This window comes from Autumnicola psychrophila (assembly GCF_031846645.1).
Taxonomy (GTDB): domain Bacteria; phylum Bacteroidota; class Bacteroidia; order Flavobacteriales; family Flavobacteriaceae; genus Autumnicola; species Autumnicola psychrophila.
Window position 1 is genome coordinate 13,970 of record NZ_JAVRHN010000015.1, and the last position, 21,397, is coordinate 35,366.

Here is a 21,397-nt window from a genome sequence, read left to right on the forward strand (position 1 = left end):
ACAGGTCGCAAGCGGTCTTCTAAAATAACATATTGCTTTTGGATAAAAAAACAGTATTTAAACTTATTGCTATTAGCTTCCCGTTTCTTCTAATTCTGGTGGTGGAGGTAATGCTCAGACTTTTTGGATATGGTGAAAATTATCAGCTTTTCCATAAAGTTACCTCCGAAAATAGCAAGGAATATTATGTGATGAATTCTGATATTTCTAAAAAGTATTTTAAGAATACAGGATTTAATTCCGATAATCAATCAGACCTTTTTTTAAAGAGTAAAACAGAAGATACATATAGAATATTTGTTCAGGGTGCCTCCACCGTAGTGGGTTTTCCATTTTATAAGAATGGTTCATTTCCGCGAATACTCAAACATAGGCTTTCCCGCACGTTCCCTGAAAAAAATATCGAAGTGATCAACACCGGAATTACCGCTGTTAATTCATATACGTTATGGGATCTGACAGATAAAATAATTGCACAAAATCCAGATCTTGTTATAATTTATGCGGGACATAATGAATACTATGGTGCTTTAGGTGCAGGGTCGTCTGTTTTTACCGGAAATCATCCTTCTCTAGTAAGAAGTTATTTAAAGTTGAAAAACTTACGTTTTTTTCAGTTACTGGAAAATACTTATTCTAAAATTTTCGCCTCAAAAATTGATGCTGGTTATAAGGTTGGAGAAACAACATTAATGGAAGTGATGGCCAGGGAACAGCAAATCCCTTTTGATTCAGAAATTTATCATGCAGGTATAGATCAATTCCGAAGTAATTTAAATATAATCATATCAAAATATCAGGATAACAATATTCCTGTTTTATTATCAACACTAGTTTCTAATGAAAAAGATATTCCACCATTCATAAGTGATGATATGGAGGAAGAAAAATTTGAGCGGGCTTTAAGAAACGATAAAGGGAATATTTATAGAATCGGGGAACAGAATGCTGAAGCCGCCTTCAAATTGGGGCAATATTATATTGATAAGCAAAAGGATTCGGCAAAGAAATATCTGCAAATTGCTAAAGAATTAGACTTGCTAAGATTCCGGGCACCCGAAAAAATTAATGATATAATTACTGAATTGTCAGAAAAAGAAGGTGTATTTCTGGTTGATGCAAAGAAACTGTTTCGGGATAAATCGCAGAGCGGATTTATTGATAATGAATTAATGACAGAGCATGTTCATCCTAATATAAAAGGGAACTTTTTAATAGCTGATGCGATTTATAACAAAATGGAAGAACTACAATTCATAGGCCGGTGGGACAATTTTATTCCTTATGATGATGCATTTCAGGACATACCTATAACTCAAATAGATTCTATTAGAGGAAAGTTTATTGTAGAAGACCTAAAACGATCATGGCCCTATATTTTAGAAATGTCTGGAAAAAATCCGGTAAGAGGTTATCATTCAATTCAGAATCCTACTTATGAAGAGCGAAAAGCCATCAATCTTTACTCTGGTATGGAGAAATGGGAGGATGTAATGAGGCAGGCCTATCATACCTATAATAATGAGGGCGATTTTAAAAATGCGCTACGTGTGGCACAATCTTTAATTTCTGAATATCCAGAACAACCAAAAGTTTACGAAATGGCCGCTGAGATTTGTATGAAGATGGATATGATGGATTATGCTGAATTTTATTCTAAAAAAGCAGAGCAATTGAAATAAAAAATTATTTACCAGGGCTTATCAATGTCTTTACTGGTAAATAAATGATTCCTTTTATGAAAATAGGAATCTCCCTTCTCTTTTTGCAGAATTTGATTTTTTCCGAATATTTTTTGCAGAGATGATAAAGGAACCAAGAAAATATAAAAGCAAATGAACATGATAAAATAATTCATTACGAAACCTAAATAATCAGAAAATCTAAACCAGATTTTTACGATTATTAAAGCGGCTTTAATTGAAATTAAAGGAATTGCCAAAAATGCGACAGATAAGTAAATTAACCAGATATTCCCATAAACTAAAAAACAAATGAGTCCAACTAATGCCAGAACAATTATGGTTTCATAGGCTTTTTCTTTCTTCATTAAAATAGGCTATAGATAAACGGTGCTAAAGCGGACCCGTTTGTAATAAATATAAGGCCTCCTAAAATCGCAAAGATTAATATCAGAGGCACCAACCACCACTTTTTTCGTTCCTTTAAAAAAAGGAAAAATTCCTTTATGAACTCCATCTATTTTACAATTAGATAATTCTCAAGCACTAATATATCCATCCCGGTATGCATAAAGCAAAGATAAGCATTTTCAGGAGTGTTAACTATTGGTTCATCCTTCACATTGAAGCTTGTATTAATTAGCACTCCGTTTCCAGTAAGTTTTTTATAGGCTTGTAATAAGTTCCAAAACCTTGGATTCATGCTTTTTTTCACAACCTGGACCCTGGCAGAAAAATCTGTATGGGTAATTGCAGGTAATTTGGACTTAACTAAGTTACGTTTTTCTTCAAGGCTAAGTTCATCAAAATTATTCGGTAATTTTTTTACTAGTGATCTTTTAAGCTCATTAGTAAATAACATATAATAAGACTGTTTTCCTTGTTCAAAATAAATGTCATAATCTTCCTCACATACTGCTGGGGCAAAGGGTCTAAAACTTTCTCTAAATTTAATCTTTAAATTCAGTTTAGACTGCATATCACTATCTGTTGCATCTGCTAAAATACTTCTGTTGCCCAATGCTCTGGGACCAAATTCTGTTCTTCCCTGAAACCAGCCAATTACTTTTTTTTCAGCAATATAATTTGCAATTTCTTTATATAAGTCTTCTGAGGATTCAAAATATTGGAAGTTGCATTTATTTTTCCTCAAAACTCTTTCAATTTCGAGATTTGAAAAATTGGGCCCTAAGTAATTATTAAAGGGGTCGTGCAAACCAGAGAAAGTTAAATTAGATTTAAGATAATTAGTTGATAATGCAGCTCCTATTGCGCCCCCGGCATCGCCTGCAGCTGGTTGAATATAAATGTCTTTAAAAATTTTCTGATGATATAAAGTTGAATTGGCTACACAATTAAGAGCAACACCTCCGGCCAAACATAGATAATCGGCATTTGTTTGTTGTTTGACGTGTATGATCATTTTAACCAGCACTTGTTCTAAAATTTTTTGAACAGCAAAAGCCAGGTCGGCATGAACTTGGGTTAAAGTTTCCTGGGGCTTTCTTTTTCTAAATTGAAACAATTTCTCCCATTTTTTTGGGTTTACCATCCGTAATCCAACGGGGTATTCAAAATAATCTGTATTTAATTTAATTGAACCATCGTCTTTAATGTCAATTAATTTTTCTTTGATAGTATCAATAAACTGAATTACCCTACCAGACTTTGCATTACTATAAGGCGCGAGCCCCATCATTTTGTATTCACCTTTATTCACTTCAAATCCCAGGAAATAAGTGAATGATGAATAAAATAAACCTATGGAATCTGGAAATTGCAATTCTCCCATTATTTTTATTCCTTTTTCACCGCAAGCGATTCCATAAGAGGTTGTAGTCCATTCACCAACACCATCAACTGTTATAAATGCACTTTTTTTAAATGGTGATGTATAAAATGCACTAGCAATATGGGATAAATGATGTTCTGGAAAAACTATATCAATTTTAGAAACTTTACTAATTTTATATATCTGCCTTAATCTTTTTCTTATAATCTGCTTAATAAATAGTTTTTCCTTTAACCAAACAGGCATAGCTTTTACAAAGGATTTAAAACCTTTGGGCGCAAAGGCATAATAGGTTTCCAATAACCTTTCAAATTTTAAAAAAGGCTTATCATAAAATGCTATTGCATCTATATCACCTAGATCAAAACCAGATTCATTAAGACAAAATTTAATGGCTTCTTCAGGAAAAGAGGCGTCATTCTTTATCCTGGTAAAACGTTCTTCCTGCGCGGCATACAGAACTTTACCATTCGAAATAATAGCAGCAGCCGAATCATGGTAATATGCGGAAATACCAAGAATTTTCATTTAAATTAAATTTTACCGTTTTATGATTTAAAATGTAAAAAGCGTTATCATTGGATTAGCTGTTGTGCCGTTTTCTTTATAAATCTACCAAAACAAAAGAGGTCATCTATTTTCCAGACAACCTCTTTTTTAATTATTAAATCAAATTTTTTATTCAGACTACCTTTGTTTTAGGCACTGCTTAAAAGCTCTTTATTAGATTTTAATTATATCCGGGGTTTTGGTAAGCAGCTTTTTCAGCTTCAGTCATTTCCATTCCATCCAGTTGACCTTGAGGAATAGGACGTAAATAATGAAAAGGCTGAATGTCACGATTTATGGTCATTGGTGTGTGGTCTCCTTTATCGGAACCTGCAATGGTATAAGTTCTAGCCCTCTCTTCCCATTTCTGAGTGCGGGTGAGGTCATACCACCGTATACCTTCCCCATAGTACTCCCTTGTTCTTTCATCGAGGATATAGTCGATTGTAATTACGGCTGGTGTATTTGCAATTAATTCATCGCTATAGTCTTCAATTTTTTCTTCTTGCTGGTTATTGCTATACCTCCATTTACCGGCACGACCACGAATAACATTGATAAGTTCTCTAGCAGTTTTTCCCGCTTCAGTATTTGCTCCTTTTACGGCAGCTTCCGCAGCAACGAAATACAATTCAGAAAATTTTGCCACAGGAAAAGGCCTTGTGTAAGTGACATTTGCCTGTCCTAGGGTTTGACCATTGTCTGTGCGATGAGGGCCCAATTTCCATAGGCCAGGATACATGTACCTACTAATCCCCTGAGGAGCGACTACCCAATCCGCCCTGTCCGGAATAATGCCCCCTCCTACATTACTTAACCCTCCTCCTTCCGGGTAGGAAATATTACCGGGATTATTATCCAGGAATGTAAGTGCGGGATCTTCCATTGTAATAGGCAAAAAGTTTGCATTATATAAAACATCGGAACTAATATTGTTCCGGTTCCAGTTACCACGATAGATCGTAGTGAATGTGCCGTCATAACGGGAGTCGGTTGATTTGTTGGCAAAAGTGTTTATAATGGTTTCTTGGGTTGTAGCTACACCCGTCCATGGTCGGCCATACTTCTGTACCGCTTCACGTCCAACGGTTACCACTGGTTGCCATTCAGAGGGATCTTCAGAACTTCTTATTTCAGTGTAATTCCATGTAGCAAACCAGGGTGCGAAATTTCCGGGAGAACCACCGGAGCCCCATCCATTAACAGCAGCACCATTAAATAAAGAACTGAATTCCGTATGGTCGGCATATAATAACCATTCTTTATTTCTTTCATTTTCTCCACTGTGCACGTCGTAATAATATTCTAATAATCCAACTGAACCTGGACTTAGCTCAATTCCATCAACAGCTACATCATATGCTTTTTGGTAATAATACTGGGCATCATGTCCATCAGGATCCGTTCTCGTTGTTTCGGGATAGGTAGGAATATTTTTCGGATTTTCTAGCCACCAAGCATAGGTTAAATATGCTTTTGATAACGTCAATCGTGCTAAGGTTTTATTAGCGGTTCCTGTTAACCGCGAGGTCTCCGGCAAATCTTCAACTGCTCGAATTAAATCCGGAAATATAGCTTTTGTATAAACTTCCGGTACTGTATTTCGTACAGAGGTACGGGCAGTAGATCTGTTAAACTGTAGTTCGCCAGCACCGAGATCCAAAGGCACACCACCAAAGTTCTTAACGAGTAAAGAATAATAAAATCCCCTAAAAAAACGAGCTTCCGCTACAAGTTCATCAGAAATCGTCCCTACCTCTTCTGCATTTTCAATAATACCGTTCGCCGTGTTGATGCTGGGAAAAACGCTCCATATAGCTCCGTAGGGATTCTGGGTAGATGAAAGATTTCCTACACCAGACAGATCAGCATTCTTTGAATCATTATTGACATTTGCTCCATACGTACTTTCATCAGTTCCCGATTGAACACCGGCGTAATAATATCCATTGCCGTAGATATAGCGCAATCGCTCATATAAAGAAGTAATACCTCCCTCAACACCTTGCTCGGTTTGAAAAAATTCTGGTGTAAAGATGCTTCGTGGTTGTTCTTGTAGAACATCCTCAGAACAACTTCCGAAAAGAATGACCAGAAGCATACTTAAAACTAAAACTTTTTTGTTTTTTGATTTTTTCATCATATTTTTTATTAAAATGATACATTAAGACCTACGATAAAGTTTCGGGTTGTAGGAGTATTCGTGCCTATTGTTAGTAATCTTCGAAGATTATTACTTAATGGAACCGCGGCATTTTCATTTCCATAAGAATTGGTTTCTGGGTCCATTCCCGAAAAATCATTATAAGGTGAAAATAAAACAAAGGGGTTTTGAGCGGTCAAATATAGTCGTAACCTGTTCAGGCCGTTCGCCTCTAACCACTGTTCATTATCAAAATTATAGCCTAAGGTAATGGTTCTTAATTTTAAATAAGAAGCATCAAAATAGGATAAAGAATTGAGATATTTTGGTTGATCACCACCAATACCGCCTGGTTTGGGAAACATAGCGTCAGTGTTCTCAGGTGTCCAATAGTCCACATCGATATTACCTCTTCTCCCGCTTAAAATGTTTAAGTAACCATTTGCACCATAAGGTGTTGCTATTAATAAACCACCACTTTGAAAAACTCCTACCATAGAAAGATCAAGATTTTTATAAGATAGTCGCGTATTAAAACCACCCTGAAAATCAGGTTGCATATCCATGATTTGTCTGTCATCTGGACCTATAGCCCTTGTTGGGGAGCCGTCTGCATTGAAATCACCTGTATATTTAACCCTGACCATACCTTCGTTGCCACCTGGTTCGTATGTTTGAAGAAATTCATAACCTTCATCCCCCTCGTTCCATAATCCTATTGCTTCATAATCATAAATGACATTAATTGGGTTTCCCACAAACCACCAGTTGCTTTCGTCCCTTTCCTGCCCGGATGCTAATTTTGTTAGCTCATTTCGATTACGATAGAAATTTACACCCACATCCCAGGAAAAACCATCAGGGTTGTCCAGGATAATTCCGTTTAGTGAAGCTTCAAATCCTTTATTAGTTGATTCCCCAATGTTAGCGATGTAACTATTTACACCGGAAGTTGTTGGGAGACCTACGCGAAATAATAGATCTTTTGTCCTAGTATCATAGTACTCTAATGTACCTGTAAGCCGATTTGTAAACAGACCAAATTCAAGTCCAAGGTTATAGGAGGTTGAATATTCCCATCCAAGATTATCATTTGGTAATTCTGAAACAAAGAGTCCAGTTGTATATGTATCTCCGAAATTATAGGGTCTGGTACTTAACAAACCAAGTGTGGAATAGGGGTCAATGGATTGATTCGATGCGGTACCATAACCAGCGCGTATCTTAAGTAAATTTAGGTAATCTACGTCTTGCATAAAAGATTCGTTATGGATGTTCCATCCTGCAGAAATTGCAGGATATGAAACCCATTTGTTGCCTTCCGATAACCTTGAAGACCCATCATAACGATAACTAGCAGATAGCATATACCGAGAATCATAGGAGTACATTACGCGACCCATAACCGATTGAAGTCCACTTTTAAGGTACGCTTGTTGATTAGGATCAACAATTGGCTGTTCGTTGGCTCTACCTAAGTTGAAGTACTGAAAAGCATCAGCTGGAATATCATTAGCGTTCACTTGAGATCTGTAATACAAGTTTTCAGAAGAGGAGTAAAGAGCTAATAAATTTAGATCATGCTTTTCTGCGAAGGTTTTATCATAGGTAAGCAAATTTTCTGCGGTCCAATCGAAGGTATGAGAATTTGTTATGGAAGCATTAGAAATTGTTGATTCATTTGTGCTGAATACTCCTTCTCCCTGGTAATAGCCTCCATTACTCTGCCTATAATTTAATCCTAAATTTAAACGATAGCTCAAACCTTCAATACCGGGTATTTTCACTTCAGCAAAAATGGAATTGTAAGAACCAAAGCCTCTTGTTTTATCCACATAGCTATCCCCTAAATCATTGAGTGACTGGCTTGTATAAACCCACTGCTCATCAAGAGGCATGCTGATAACTCTCTTTAAAGAACCATCTTCATTATATGGACTGGCAATTGGAGAACTATTTAATGCGCCATACATTCCAATGCTATTGCCATTACTCACTGAGTAATTGTTGTTAGTTGTAAGGCCTACACGGAGAAATTCCCCTATACTTTGGTCAACAGAAGCTCTTAGAGATATTCGCTCGTAATATTGTAGTGGCAGCACAGCCTCATCCTTATTGTAGTCCATACCTGCGCTATAGGAACCATTTTCAGTTCCTCCTACAACGCTAACATCGTGATTTGTTGTTAAAGCAGATTCATAAAGCAAATCCTGCCAATCAGTATTTATATCGTTAGATTCATCCAAAGTATTATCATAAATTCCGGCCTCTTCTCGGAGCTCAACAAAATCAGGACCGTTCATCATAGGATATTTACCAAAAACACTTTTTAAACCTACAAACCCATTATACCTAAATTCTGCTTCGCCTTTTTTTCCTTTATTTGTAGTAATTAAAACAACTCCATTGGCACCCCTAGATCCATAAATTGCAGTGGCAGAAGCATCTTTAAGTATATCTAGACTTTTAATATCCGAAGGGCTAATATCCGCTATAGATCCAGCAAATGGAATTCCATCCAGAACAATTAAAGGGTCGTTGCTTGCATTTAATGAGCGTGTACCTCTGATACGGATTTGTAACGGGGCTCCCGGTTTAGAGGATGAGGGTGACAATTCTACACCTGCAAGACGTCCTTGCAAGGCCTGAGTAACGTTTGAGGAAGGAACTTCTTTTAATTCATCACCTTGAATAGAAGCAACAGATCCTGTTACTGATTCCTTTCTTTGGGCACCATAACCGATTACCACTATTTCATCCAGAGCCTCAGTGTCTTCGCGCATAACAACGTCGATATTATCTCGGTTATTAACCGGAACACCTTGAGTGATAAAGCCAATAAAACTAAATTCCAGAACTGAATTGGCAGGAACATTGTTTAGAGTATATTCACCATTAAAGTTTGTAGTGGTCCCGTCCGTACTTCCCTTAATAACAACTGTTACTCCGGGAAGTGGGCCTGCATCATCAGTTACGGTCCCGCTTACTGTGATGTTCTGGGCATGAGCACCAAAACCAATGATCAAAAATAAGAAGAAGAGTAACTTCTTCCAGAGGTGATTGTCAATAATTTGTAATTTTTTGTTCATAATTTAGTATTTAGTGTTGGAATTGGATAAATGCAAAAAAACGCTCTTAATTACTCTTAAAAGTTGATAAATATACAGAAATATTCCCATAGCGCAATCGGTTGTGTAGATAATTTGTGAATTTTTATAATTTTAACATAAAGCCATTGCTGTTAATATGAAGCATTCTGAAAACAGGTTGTATGTCTTAAGTAGGCTTTTGTTGAAATGTAACTGTAAACCAAATCAGGCATATCTTTTCTGACCTATTCCAGACCTTCCTGACCATTTTTGATGATTATTTTTTTACAATCAGGATCTAATAGATAGTAATACAAAATTCCATTTTGGGTTTATCTTATTCAATCATAAGAGATTTTTACGCAGTTCCCTAATTTCCAGGGCTGTAGATTTGGCTCTTTTTTGAATCAATTACTTCCTTTTAAAGATGGTGAGTGGACCGTTGTTGTTGGCCATAATGTAGTGGGCTTCTTCTCTTATCTTAATACCTGCCATTCCCTTTACATTATAGCCGTTATAGAAACTTATATCCCTTTCAGGTTGTAAATTTCCTTCGGAATCTGAAACTAAAATATAGCCTGTGTTAGAATCGTACCTTATAGTCTCTACTTCAGCCTCAAAAATTCCTCCAACACCAAGAATATCGGGAAAACCATCGTCGTTTATGTCTGTTATCTGAAAATCCATTGTAGGGCCAATTTGGGCCTTAGTTGGTAACTTCTTTTTTGTAAAGCTGCCATCTCCATTATTTATCGCAATAATAGAACTGAATGTGTATACTTCTTTATGATAGGAGTTGGAAATTTCTTCTTCCCCATAAATGTCTTGTAGCGATGAAGAGGCAAATTCTTCATAAGTCGGTATTTTTTCGCTAACAAAGGGGTTTTGTGCTGTAGAACATTCCTTTCCCCGTACTGGCACTAATTTACCCTTGTAAACCTTGCTCAATACCATATCGTAGGTGTTGTTGTCGTCAAAATTATTTCCGTAGATATGGAGTGGTTTTTCTTCAGAAGGGTGAAATTTGTTGTTCTCTCCCAGGTTACCTACTAAATAGTCCATATCTCCATCTTTTTCAATATCAACTTCCTTAACAGTATTCCACCAGCCTTCAGTTTTATCAAAATCTGTTATGGATTTAAGTGCAAATTTGCCATTTCTGTTCTCCAGAATGCTTATTGGAAACCATTCCCCAACAACAACAAGATCCTCATCATCATCATTGTCATAATCTGAAAAAATCAGGTCGTTTACTATACCTATTTGCAGTAGTTCCTGGGCGATTTCCTGGGTGATATCCTTAAAATGCCCATTTTCGTTCTCCAGGAGGTAAGATCTTGGTGCTAAAGGATATTTTCCGGGGATATGATGGCCGCCAATGGCGAGATCAAGGTCTCCGTCGTTGTCAAAATCTGTTGCGCGGACGGTTTTTGAGCTAGTGCTCATTTTCGGCAATTTTCGGCTTACAGTAAAGTTTCCGTTGCCATCATTAATATAGAGCCGGTCCTGTAGAAGGGGATCATTCTCGTCTAGTTCATAACCGCCACTGGTTACATACAAATCGAGATCCTCATCACCATCGGCATCAAAGAAAAGAGCGGCATTATCTTCAAAATCTTTCTCTTTTTTCCAAAATTGCCGATTTATACTTTCAAATCTCCCTATTTTATGCTGAATATACATTTGAGCAGCCTGTCCTGCTGCACCACCAATAAAAAAATCATCAAGACCGTCGTTGTTGATATCTGCAACCTGAAGCGCAGGGCCTTGTTCTGAAAGTTTTTGAGGGAGTAAAGCCTGCCTCGAAAAATCATTAAAAGTGTTTTCTTCATGTTTAAAGTTAATTCCAAGCCTTTGTGGATCTACAGATGTGAAATTTTGAGTTGACCTTAAGGGTTGCTCTTTGTCACCTTTATATTGCTTTTTGCTGAAGCTAATTGTTTGATTTGGCTCTATATTTTCTGCGGCCAGAACCGAATTGTCTCCCCAAATCACCTCAATCCTGTCAATTTCTGTTTCTTCACCTATCCCAAAATTCAGGATGTTACTTACTGAGGATTGGTACCCCCTGGAGGTATAAAGAACCTGATATTGTTGATTTTCAGGGGTGTACACTTTTACTTTTGTACCAATACCATTAATATTATTTTCACTTCCTGTGAGTTTTATATTAATAAAATTACCTACAGAATTGTTTTTATAGACAGCTGCATTTCCAGAAGAATTGTTAAGAACCAGATCCAGGTCACCGTCATTATCAAAATCGGCATAAGCAACGCCATTTGTATTTATTTTTTTATCTAATCCCCAGTTACTGGTGCTATTTTCAAAAGTTAAATCGCCGTTGTTTTTAAAGGCGTAGTTAGAAAGTTCATCAGAAGGCATAAATTTCATCATTTCAGAAAAGGTAACATTTTCCTGTTCTTGCTGAAGTTCTCTTACCCTTGTCCTGTAATCCTGGTTCCCGAGTTCCCGTTCTATTCCGTTTGAAATAAATATATCTTTAAATCCGTCATTATCAAAATCGGCAATTAAAGGTGCCCAGCTCCAGTCGGTTTTTGAAATACCGGCCAATTGGCCAATGTCGCTAAAAGAACCATTACCATTGTTGAGTTGCAGGACGTTGGACATGTACGCATAGTGGTAACCGGAATTTACCATCATTTGGAAACCTTCAGTATTCATGCTCGCCATATTCTGCTTCCCACGCTGATGATCTTCCGCCAGCATATCCAGCACCAGAAGGTCGGGTAGAAAGTCGTTGTTGATGTCGGCATAATCAGAACCCATGCTGTTGTAGGAAATGTGCTTAAAACGGGTATTGATCTGGTTAGAGAAGGTTCCGTTCTTGTTGTTGATGTAAAGAAAATCGGGACCAATATAGTCGTTGGCCACATAAACATCTGGCCAGTCGTCGTTGTTAAAATCACCAATAGAAGCGCTAAGACCCCATTCTTTGTTGATAATCCCTGCCTGTAGTGTGATATTGGTGAAATTTCCACCGTCGTTGCGAAACAGGTGGTCTGAGGTTTCAGGGAAATATTGTTTTTCGCCCGTAGGCTCAATTTTATTCGTGTTCCCAAAATCAGGGCGGTGGTTTACCAGGTACATGTCCAGGTCACCATCTTTGTCAAAATCAAAAAAGTAAGCCTGAATAGAGAAACCATTATGATCCAGTCCCCACTTTTCGGCTTCATCTTTAAAAGTTCCGTCTTTTTGATTAATGAACAATATGTTCTTCCGAAGTTCATTATTTTCAATAGAGGCAGATTTACATACGTAGATATCCATCCATCCATCGTTATTAATATCTATCATAGTAACTCCGCTGGTCCAGCCATTGCTGTCTTCTATTCCGGCTTCTGCCGTCACATCTTCAAATTTAAAATCTCCGGTATTGAAGTAGAGCTTATTGGAATTTTGATTAGAAGTGAAATAAACATCCTGAAGGCCGTCATTGTTTATATCACCAACAGCAACGCCGCCGCCAGTAAAAGCATAAGGATAATTGATATAGTTAAACCCGGAATCCTGCTTTACACTATTTGTAAATTCTATATTTGTTTTGGATTGGTCAAGCTCGGTAAACAGGGTTTCTGCGTCTGAAGTCTTTCTTTTTACTTCATCCCGGCCACAACCTGCGAGAATAATTAAGCAGATAAAAAGTATTGTTCTGAAAATTAGGGACATGTAGTACAAATTTTTGCAAATATAAAATTTCTTCCATGTTTAAATGGGAATATAAAACTTAAAACCGCCTTCCCAATAAAGGAAGACGGTTTTCAACTCTCATCACAATACAAATTAACTAACTCAAAAACTAAAACTAACTACTTTTATGTTTCAGCAGGCCTGCAAAACTAGACATGATAAATTGTTCTCCTGGCTGCTTAAAAAACAAAATTTTATTCGAATAGGGAGAGATCTATAGCCTTTCCCATTATCTCATATCCCAGTTCATTGGGATGCAGATAATCACCTGAATGGGCTTCTGATAGGATAACCAACGTATCCTGTGGGTTTCTTATGGCTTTGTCAAAATCAATAACTGCATCAAAACGTCCGCTGTTACGTATCCATTTGTTGACGGAATCACGGGCAGCTTCACGAAAATCTTTGTAGTAAAAAGACTCTTTTATTGGTCCAATTGTACCTCCGCACAAAGAAATAGGCTATTATTTTTTGTTTTACATATCGGAATCTAGATGTAAAACCTTTAACAATATGAAAAGTATATTTATAGCTTTTGGGTCTATCATTTATTTTCGAAAAGACTTTCAATAGTTATATCAGAATTTTCAAGCTCTTCAGACGTAGCCTTTATTTGGATTGCTCCGGGTTTTCCAGCTATTGGACGTACTATAACCATCACTTTTCCATTAAAAGCTTTGCGCTGATGTGAAGGAAAAGGAGTCATATTGGTAGGATCTCCATTATCTGTGGCTACAATTTCTGCAGGACCTTCAACCGAAAATTGAATAGTGTTATTTGCCGTGGGAACGGTTAGCCCATCTTCATCAACCACTTCTACAGTAATAAACGCCAAATCTTTCCCATTGGCATTTATGTCTTTTCGCTCGGCTGATGTTTTTAAAGCAGCTGGTTCGCCGGTAGTTTTTACGATATCCTCAGCCCACTTTTCTCCGTTTTTATAAGCTATTACTTTTAATTCTCCCGGTTGATAAACCACGTCATCCCACCTAAGGCGGTACTCATATTCGCCTTTTTTCTTCCTTCCCAAAGATTCTCCGTTCAGAAACAATTCTGCTTCGTCTCCTGAAGTATATACATGAACAGGGGTTATTTCACCCATTCGCTCCGGCCAGTTCCAGTGAGGTAAAATATGAGCCATGGGATGATTGGGTCTCCAGCGGGATTGATATAAATAGAACCTGTCTTTTTTAAAGCCAGCCAGATCTATAACGCCAAAGTATGAACTCCGGGATAAATAATAAGGAGTAGGTTCGCCTAAATAATCCCATCCACTCCATACAAATCCTCCAGCAACATAAGGATGCTTATCAATTGAAGCAAATACCTTATCTGGGGAAGCTCCAAAAGGGGTTGTATAAAGACCGTAGGCGCTTACAAAGTCATTTTCTGAATCACCTCCGGTGGTGTCGCTAACAGGAGCACTTATTCCTTCAGTTACAGGAAATACGTAGGTTCCCCGGCTACTCACCGCTGCAGCATTTTCACTGCTTATAATTGTTTTGTTTGGAAACTTCTCATGAAAAGCGGGATAAAGCGGAGGGGTGTTTATTCCTTCTAAATGAGCATAGGCAGGAGCATTTCTAATGCCTTCTCCCTGATAATTCAGGTTTATAACTTCTGTTTCTTCAGTTATGGGCATATCTGGTTTTGCATAATTAAAGGATGCGGTAGTAGGTCGGGTAGGATCTTCCTGATTCGCAATTTCACGTAATCTGCGGGCGACTTCGGCTCCTTTTTCTCCAGTGTATTGTTCCCCAACTTCGTTGCCGGTGCTCCACATTATAACCGATGGATTGTTTCGATCACGGCGTATGAGAGCACGTAAATCCTGCTCATGCCATTCCGGAAAAATTAAATGAAAGTCGAGCGGAGTTTTCTTACGTTCCCAGGAGTCATACATTTCGTCAACTACTAGAAAGCCCATGTTATCGGTAAGATCCAGTAATTCGGGAGCAGGGGGGTTATGAGCCATCCTGATGGCATTAACTCCCATCTCCCTGAGTTTTTCCAGTTGCCGTTCTGCCGCTCGTTTATTAAAAGCCGCACCAAGGGCTCCTAAATCGTGATGCTGGTTCACGCCTTTTATGAAAACAGGCTCGCCATTAACTATCACTCCTCTTTCGCCATCAAATTCTATGGACCTTATGCCGAATTCAGTATTATATTGATCCACAATTTTCCCGTTGAGCAGGAGGCTAGTCTCCGCCACATATAAATTGGGAGTTTGTGTTGGAGGTGGCCCCCATAACCTGGGATTATCCAGGGTGACAGAATCTTTAATTGTAATGTTGCTTTTTGCAGGTATGCTTTTTTCAGAAGCATCAAAAACAGCAACTGGAGCCTTACTTTTTTCACCATCTTTATTTAGAGAAAAGACTTTGGTCAGAGTCTCAACTACAGCTTCTTCTTGGGAATCATTATCAATTTTCACTTCTAGTTCCAATGTGGCAGAGGCTTCAGAAACATCTTTGCTTTTGATAAAAGTGCCCCACTGCCCTACATGAAGAGGATTGGTTTTTACCAGCCATACATTCCTGTAAATTCCTCCTCCCGGATACCAGCGCGAGGAATTTGGAGGATTATCAAGACGAATGGCTATTTGATTTTCTTCTCCTGGATTCAGGTACGGGGTAATGTCCAGTCTCCATGAAGAATAGCCATAGGGCCAGCCGCCGGCAAGTTCTCCGTTTATCCAGACCATCGCGTAAGACATTGCCCCGTCTATATCCAGAAAAACAGATTTATTTATATCCGCCTGCGGAAGAAATATTTTCCTGCGGTACCATGCCACCCCGGGACTTGGTAAACGACCCATTCCACCACCTACTTCTGCATCCCAGCCTTTGAGGAAAGGCCCTTTAATGGCCCAGTCATGAGGAAGATTTATACTTTCCCAATCACTGTCATCAAAACTTGGCTGGACAAAATCAAAATCCCCACCTGGGTTTCCTTCGGGCCGCTGGTAATGTTTAGTTGAATCATTAAGAAACTGATTTCCCGTGGGCATTATCCATGGTTTTAGAACATCCTTAGCTGTTACCACTTCTACAGCTTCAGTAGGTTTTGCGTCTGCGGGTTTATCATCTCTTGCATCAGTAACTTCAGGACGAACATCATAAATCAGATCATCGGCTTCTTCGGCAGAATCGTATTTCATGAATTGCCAGCTCTGGTTTATAGAAATTTTTTCCCGTTCATCATATTGAAACATTTCTGACTGTGCCATCATTTCTATCCCGCAAAAGAAAAGGAATAATGGCAGGACTAATACTTTTATCTTTGTCATAAGATTATATTTTTTCATACTTAAAAATAATTTCTGTTGTTAATTAGCATATTAAAAAAGCTGTAATAAAAATGGCTGCCCAAAGCAGTAAGTTCACCCGGCAAGACGCCCTTTTCGTGCCTCCGAGTTATTTACCCTTTTACAGCTTCGTAAGTTAATTATCACAACAACGATCTCGTTAAGATCCTCGATATCTTATCTTAAGGGAATGTCAAAGTTGATATTCCCTTAATGAGAACTATTGTTGTGCTTTAACCAACAAAGTTGAATTAAAAGATGCCATCACAAGAAACGCCAGCGTCGGCGTAGTTCCAGTTAAAATTGATTGTTACTGAGTTACATCATAATTTAAATATGATAAATATACATAAATAATTTCCCTACGCAATCGGTTGTGTTAAAAATCAGGGTTCTTTTAGAAATTTTAACATTACGCCTCAGAATTAATTATTTATTATGGTGTTTAACAGTGATTTAATAAATTCATTGAATTTGCGAATACGATTAATTAAAGTTTTTCATAATTTAGCTCTTAATGTATTCACTAAAAACCGCCTTAATAAGATTTAAAATTTAAAAATTATGAATAAAAACTTTTTACGTTCCACCCTTCCAGTCCTAGGTTCACTTGTAATTTTGAGCTGCGGCGATGGGAAAAAAGATGGTAGTGCTGAAGAAAATAATGTGCAAGAGGATTCTATACCATCGCGAAGCGAAGTTAGAAAATCTGCCTCTGAGCCTTTAGTGACTGACAACTATACTGCAGATCCATCAGCTCACGTTTTTGATGGCAAAATCTACATTTATCCTTCCCATGACTGGGATTCCGGAATTCCAGAAGATGATACAGGTGCACATTTTGATATGAAGGATTACCACGTCTATTCTATGGATAGTATAGGTGGGGAGGTAAAAGATCATGGGGTGGTATTGGATGTTGAAGATGTGCCTTGGGCTTCAAGACAAATGTGGGCACCAGATGCTGCAGAAAAAGATGGAAAATACTACTTTTATTTTCCGGCCAAGGATGAAAATGATATTTTTAGAATTGGCGTGGCGACTGCAGATAACCCGGCCGGGCCTTTTAATCCGGAACAGGAGCCTATCGAAAACAGCTATAGTATAGACCCAGCGGTATACGAAGATACAGACGGCGAATATTATATGTATTTTGGAGGAATCTGGGGAGGACAGCTTCAGGATTACCGTAACAATGAGTATCAGGGAGAAGAAGATGTTTATCCGGCTGATGATGAACCTGCACTTTCACCAATGATTGCCAGAATGAGTGACGATATGCTGAGCTTTGCAGAAGAGCCAAAAGAAGTACAACTTCTTGATGAAAATGGAGAGCCGCTTCTTACCGGGGACAACGAAAGAAGATTTTTCGAGGCTGCCTGGGTACATAAATATAATGACACCTATTACTTCTCTTACTCTACTGGAGACACGCACAACATAGCTTATGCAACGGGTGACAATCCTTACGGTCCTTTTACATACCAGGGCGTGATCCTGGAACCGGTTTTAGGCTGGACAAATCACCACTCCATAGTTGAATATGAAGGGAAATGGTATTTATTTTATCATGATAGTTCACTTTCTGAAGGGAAAACGTACTTGAGAAGTGTTAAAATGACAGAGCTTAATTATAACGAAGACGGAAGCATTCAGACTATTAATGCTATGGTTGAATCTGGAGAGGAAACCGAACAGGATGCTTCAGCAGAATAAAGGAAAATTTTATAAAATATTTTTATTGTAGTTCCGTATTTTGCTCAGATACGATGACCTAAAGTGATTAACTACAGAATGGTGCTTTTCAGCGAGATGCAAATGTAAAGTACGGGGATGGGCTTCTGAAGAGAAGCCCATTCTTATTTCATTTTAGGGCGAAGAGCATAAACGAGGTCAAATTTTAAAGGGGAATGGTTCGTCACTATTTCTAATTTAAAACCTGGTGGTTCTTCTAAAAGGAAAAGGTAGCTTAGTGCAAATAATGAAATTATGCTGAAGGATATTTATTTAGGCGATAATTGTCAGGCTCAAGGGCGATCCCAATATGGAACTTCCTACCTGCCGGGTCTGTGAAACTTTAATATGTTGAAAAAGCAGCAAATGCTTTTAATTATGCTTTGCAAATTTTCGGATTCCGAAGACTTACGATTTTAAAGTCAATTTCCAAAAATTAATGTTCTTCCAACACCTTGATTTTAATATTTTTAAACCATATTGGTTGTCCTTCTGCTTGTAATGCTATATAGCCTTGATTTAAACTTTTATTGGCTCCCAGGTCAAGTAAATGCTTGGCGTCATTATCGGTATCATCAAGTTGAGGTTCGGCAAACCGCATTACCTCTTTTCCATTTACACGATAAATAACTTCTTTATTGCCGTGAACTTCAACTTCAAATCGTACCCAGGTATCTAAAGGGAATAACTCAGAATTTGAATTGATTATATGTTCCGTAATATGTTTGCCGTCCATCACAATATTTGTGCCTGGCGTAACTGCATTTCCAGTTTGTGTTCCAGCGGTGGCACCCTCTGAAAGAAATTGCCCTTCAATACTGACCGGAAAACCTTGTTCAATACGCATGCTTTGGGGGGATTGAGCGTGTATCATTACGCCACTGTTAAAATTGGTCCAATGTGGTGCATCTGGCATTCCTAAACCAATAATTTTATAGTCAACGCGGAATATGTAATTCGAATAGGCAATATCAGTGAAAATATGTCCAAACTGCATATCAAAATTTTTATAACCTTCATAGGAAACCTTCAGGATACTGTCCTCTGCATAAAATGTTTTGTTTATATTTTCATTCATCGGGTGTCCGGCAATCTTGACAGTCCAGCCATCTAAATTTTCACCATTGAATAAGGGAATCCAGTCAGATTCAGAATCACTCACCTGGCCATTTGCTGCGGTAATGAAAATCATTAATAAAAGTTGTAGTGCAGGAGTTTTCATAAGGTTAATTTTAATGTAGCTTGTCATTTGCTGTTTCATATTATCATGATTTTCTTGAACCGAAAAAGGGAGCTAGGGGTTACTTGCTGAAGTTGTCAGAGGTATTTGTGCTATGGTCATGCTAATCACAAATGGAAAATTAAAATTTTTTAACTGCTTCATAATTGTAGTCAGGTTTATATTTTCTTGTTTATGATTTTTCAGTTCTGCAATTTTCTGTCTGTGATGAATTACTATTTTATTGCTACTCGTTTTTCTTAAGAAACAAATAAGATCTAAAAGGAGCCTATGATCTCTTTCTAATTATTTCAAGTAGCTCAATTTTGTATCGAATAAACTTCATCTTCTCCTAAATATTTAAACCAGTCGAAAGCGGCTTTATTTCTTGAAGTATTACCGTTGGAAGTGGTGTACATTCCTAAAACTGCTCCCACAAAGCCACCTGCAACCCTGGTGCTAAGATATTTTCCGTCTAAATCACCTCCCAAATTCTTCCAATCTTCTTCAGTTTTATAGGAGAATTTGTAAAGATCCTCATCAAATTCAACTTTCAATTTTACAAGGGACTCAGGAGAATCCAGTTTAGCCGATTTTAATAAAACCTCACCATCTTCAGATCCTTTATAAAGCTGAATAACCTCTTGACCTTCAGCAAAAGATTTACATATATAATAATAGTGGGTTTCATTTTGAAAGGCTATTAAGCCAGCTTTCTCGTTGCTTTTTTTAGTTGAAAAATCCAAAGAAACAGAAGCTTCTCCCGTAAGATGTTGCTGCCTGTGCGCAATGAAACTTGGATTAGAGGTACCGGATACGGTTTCAGGTCGGGTTTCCATCACTAAAAAATCTTCCTTTTCAGTTAAACTGTACCACTTGTTCTTAACCGTTCTAAGAAATAACCAGTGTAAATCGAGTTCTTCATCATTAAAATCTTTGGTAAAGGAAAAATTTCCATTTAAAGGAAAAAGAGTATTATCTAGCGCTACTCCTTCAGGTAAAGGATATTGATATTTAATTTCTTCACCTCCCAGATCAAATACAGGCCAGTCGTTCACCCATTTTACGGGTGCAAGAAAAGTTTCTCTTCCGGTGTTATAAAAGTCACCTTCATAAGGTCTCACGGCAAGAAAAACTCCGTACCATTCGTTATCCGGGCCCACAACGATGTCCGCATGGCCGGCAGAAGTAATTGGGTTTTCCCTTTCAGGATCTAAATGCCTTTGCGTAAGGATAGGATTATCTTCGTAAGGAATAAAATCGTCGCCAATATTTTTATTTCTGTAGACGACTTCGGTATGGTTTACGGCTGTACCACCTTCTGCGGTCATAAGATAATAATAGCCGTTTTCCTTGTAAATTCGTGGTCCTTCAGCCCAAACAGGTTCTTGCGAAATGTCTACTCCTCCATTTACCAGGATACGATTTTCTCCTTTTACTTCCAGTTTTTCTTTATCAAATTCGAACATACGGATTGTGCGGTGCCCTTCATACAACGGTTCGTTGTTGGGAGCCGCTCCGTTGTAAACAATATAAGATTTCTCATCATCAAAAAACAATCCCGGATCTATACCCTGAACTTCAGGTAGCCATACAGGATTAGACCATGGTCCCGCCGGATCCTCTGCGGTTACCACAAAGTTTCCCTTACCATCAACAATAGTGCAGGTTACATAGAAGGTGCCATTATTATAACTGATATCTGGTGCAAAAATTGCTCTTGAAACTCCGAATCCTTCCAGGTCCACTTGTTCCGGTCGGTTCAGGACATTTCCTATTTGCTTCCAGTTTACAAGATCTGTACTGTGGAATATTGGGATTCCGGGATAAAAAGCAAAAGTGGAATGTACCATATAATAATTGCCATTTCCGTCATCTGTGATCGCAGGGTCGGGATAAAATCCAGCCAGGATCGGGTTTTGAAAATAATCTTGTTCCTGGGCTTGTGCTGGTAAAAAGCCAAGGCAAAAAGCGAAAACAAGAAGAAAAATTTTTGATTTCATATCTTAAAATTTATTATCGGGTCAAGATAAAGAAAAAATGTTATGGAGCAATCGGTTGCGTAGTGAGGTTCTTCAGAAAATTATAATATGTATAAAATCTTTGGCGTGAAGGTTGTTAATAAACCCTTACCTTGCATATTAAAATTGAACTTTTAAATTTGCAGAAAA

Annotated in this window: 12 protein-coding genes; 2 read left to right on the top strand and 10 right to left on the bottom strand. The window is 37.9% G+C overall.

Features of this window, described 5'->3' with window-relative positions; genetic code table 11:
• The first annotated feature begins 38 nt into the window (after nt 1-38).
• Nucleotides 39-1,682, top strand: coding sequence for an SGNH/GDSL hydrolase family protein (locus RM541_RS15860; RefSeq protein ID WP_311501113.1), 1,644 nt, complete (start codon nt 39-41; stop codon nt 1,680-1,682).
• An 8-nt stretch (nt 1,683-1,690) separates the two neighbouring features.
• On the opposite strand, the gene RM541_RS15865 is transcribed toward RM541_RS15860, so the two are convergent.
• The 8 genes from RM541_RS15865 to galB form a co-directional block, all read right to left on the bottom strand.
• The gene (locus RM541_RS15865) at nt 1,691-2,050 is read right to left on the bottom strand and encodes a hypothetical protein (RefSeq protein WP_311501114.1); all 360 of its coding nucleotides are present in this window, start codon (nt 2,048-2,050) and stop codon (nt 1,691-1,693) included.
• Nucleotides 2,050-2,199 (bottom strand): DUF5989 family protein, encoded by a 150-nt coding sequence (locus RM541_RS15870; RefSeq protein WP_311501115.1) that lies wholly within the window; start codon nt 2,197-2,199, stop codon nt 2,050-2,052. The genes RM541_RS15865 and RM541_RS15870 overlap by 1 nt, the downstream gene beginning before the upstream one ends.
• Nucleotides 2,200-4,002, bottom strand: coding sequence for a carbamoyltransferase family protein (locus RM541_RS15875; RefSeq protein WP_311501116.1), 1,803 nt, complete (start codon nt 4,000-4,002; stop codon nt 2,200-2,202).
• 202 nt (nt 4,003-4,204) lie between these two features.
• Nucleotides 4,205-6,166, bottom strand: a complete 1,962-nt coding sequence (locus RM541_RS15880) for a RagB/SusD family nutrient uptake outer membrane protein (RefSeq protein WP_311501117.1) — start codon at nt 6,164-6,166, stop codon at nt 4,205-4,207.
• An 8-nt stretch (nt 6,167-6,174) separates the two neighbouring features.
• On the bottom strand, nt 6,175-9,255 hold the full coding sequence (locus RM541_RS15885) for a SusC/RagA family TonB-linked outer membrane protein (protein ID WP_311501118.1): 3,081 nt from the start codon (nt 9,253-9,255) through the stop codon (nt 6,175-6,177).
• 411 nt (nt 9,256-9,666) lie between these two features.
• Nucleotides 9,667-12,945: a VCBS repeat-containing protein gene (locus tag RM541_RS15890; RefSeq protein WP_311501119.1), complete on the bottom strand. Its 3,279-nt coding sequence runs from the start codon at nt 12,943-12,945 to the stop codon at nt 9,667-9,669.
• Nucleotides 12,946-13,160: 215 nt separating this feature from the next.
• Nucleotides 13,161-13,418 (bottom strand): SGNH/GDSL hydrolase family protein, encoded by a 258-nt coding sequence (locus RM541_RS15895; RefSeq protein WP_311501120.1) that lies wholly within the window; start codon nt 13,416-13,418, stop codon nt 13,161-13,163.
• A gap of 92 nt (nt 13,419-13,510) precedes the next feature.
• Complete coding sequence (gene galB, locus RM541_RS15900; protein ID WP_311501121.1) at nt 13,511-16,255, bottom strand: beta-galactosidase GalB; 2,745 nt, start codon at nt 16,253-16,255, stop codon at nt 13,511-13,513.
• A 582-nt stretch (nt 16,256-16,837) separates the two neighbouring features.
• On the opposite strand from galB, the gene RM541_RS15905 reads away from it, so the two are divergent.
• Complete coding sequence (locus tag RM541_RS15905; RefSeq protein WP_311501122.1) at nt 16,838-17,989, top strand: glycoside hydrolase family 43 protein; 1,152 nt, start codon at nt 16,838-16,840, stop codon at nt 17,987-17,989.
• 454 nt (nt 17,990-18,443) lie between these two features.
• On the opposite strand, the gene RM541_RS15910 is transcribed toward RM541_RS15905, so the two are convergent.
• On the bottom strand, nt 18,444-19,229 hold the full coding sequence (locus RM541_RS15910; protein WP_311501123.1) for a 3-keto-disaccharide hydrolase: 786 nt from the start codon (nt 19,227-19,229) through the stop codon (nt 18,444-18,446).
• Between the two features lie 317 nt (nt 19,230-19,546).
• Nucleotides 19,547-21,229 carry a glycoside hydrolase family 43 protein gene (locus RM541_RS15915; RefSeq protein ID WP_311501124.1) on the bottom strand — a complete coding sequence of 561 codons (1,683 nt, stop codon included), beginning with the start codon at nt 21,227-21,229 and terminating at the stop codon, nt 19,547-19,549.
• Between the last annotated feature and the right edge of the window lie 168 nt (nt 21,230-21,397).

What these genes read in the sequence shown, in the direction of transcription:
- RM541_RS15865 (WP_311501114.1), bottom strand. Translation starts at nt 2,050, where the DNA reads ATGAAGAAAGAAAAAGCCTATGAAACCATAATTGTTCTGGCATTAGTT.
- RM541_RS15915 (WP_311501124.1), bottom strand. Translation starts at nt 21,229, where the DNA reads ATGAAATCAAAAATTTTTCTTCTTGTTTTCGCTTTTTGCCTTGGCTTT.
- RM541_RS15870 (WP_311501115.1), bottom strand. Translation starts at nt 2,199, where the DNA reads ATGGAGTTCATAAAGGAATTTTTCCTTTTTTTAAAGGAACGAAAAAAG.
- RM541_RS15890 (WP_311501119.1), bottom strand. Translation starts at nt 12,945, where the DNA reads ATGTCCCTAATTTTCAGAACAATACTTTTTATCTGCTTAATTATTCTC.
- RM541_RS15905 (WP_311501122.1), top strand. Translation starts at nt 16,838, where the DNA reads ATGAATAAAAACTTTTTACGTTCCACCCTTCCAGTCCTAGGTTCACTT.
- RM541_RS15875 (WP_311501116.1), bottom strand. Translation starts at nt 4,002, where the DNA reads ATGAAAATTCTTGGTATTTCCGCATATTACCATGATTCGGCTGCTGCT.
- RM541_RS15880 (WP_311501117.1), bottom strand. Translation starts at nt 6,166, where the DNA reads ATGATGAAAAAATCAAAAAACAAAAAAGTTTTAGTTTTAAGTATGCTT.
- galB (WP_311501121.1), bottom strand. Translation starts at nt 16,255, where the DNA reads ATGACAAAGATAAAAGTATTAGTCCTGCCATTATTCCTTTTCTTTTGC.
- RM541_RS15910 (WP_311501123.1), bottom strand. Translation starts at nt 19,229, where the DNA reads ATGAAAACTCCTGCACTACAACTTTTATTAATGATTTTCATTACCGCA.
- RM541_RS15885 (WP_311501118.1), bottom strand. Translation starts at nt 9,255, where the DNA reads ATGAACAAAAAATTACAAATTATTGACAATCACCTCTGGAAGAAGTTA.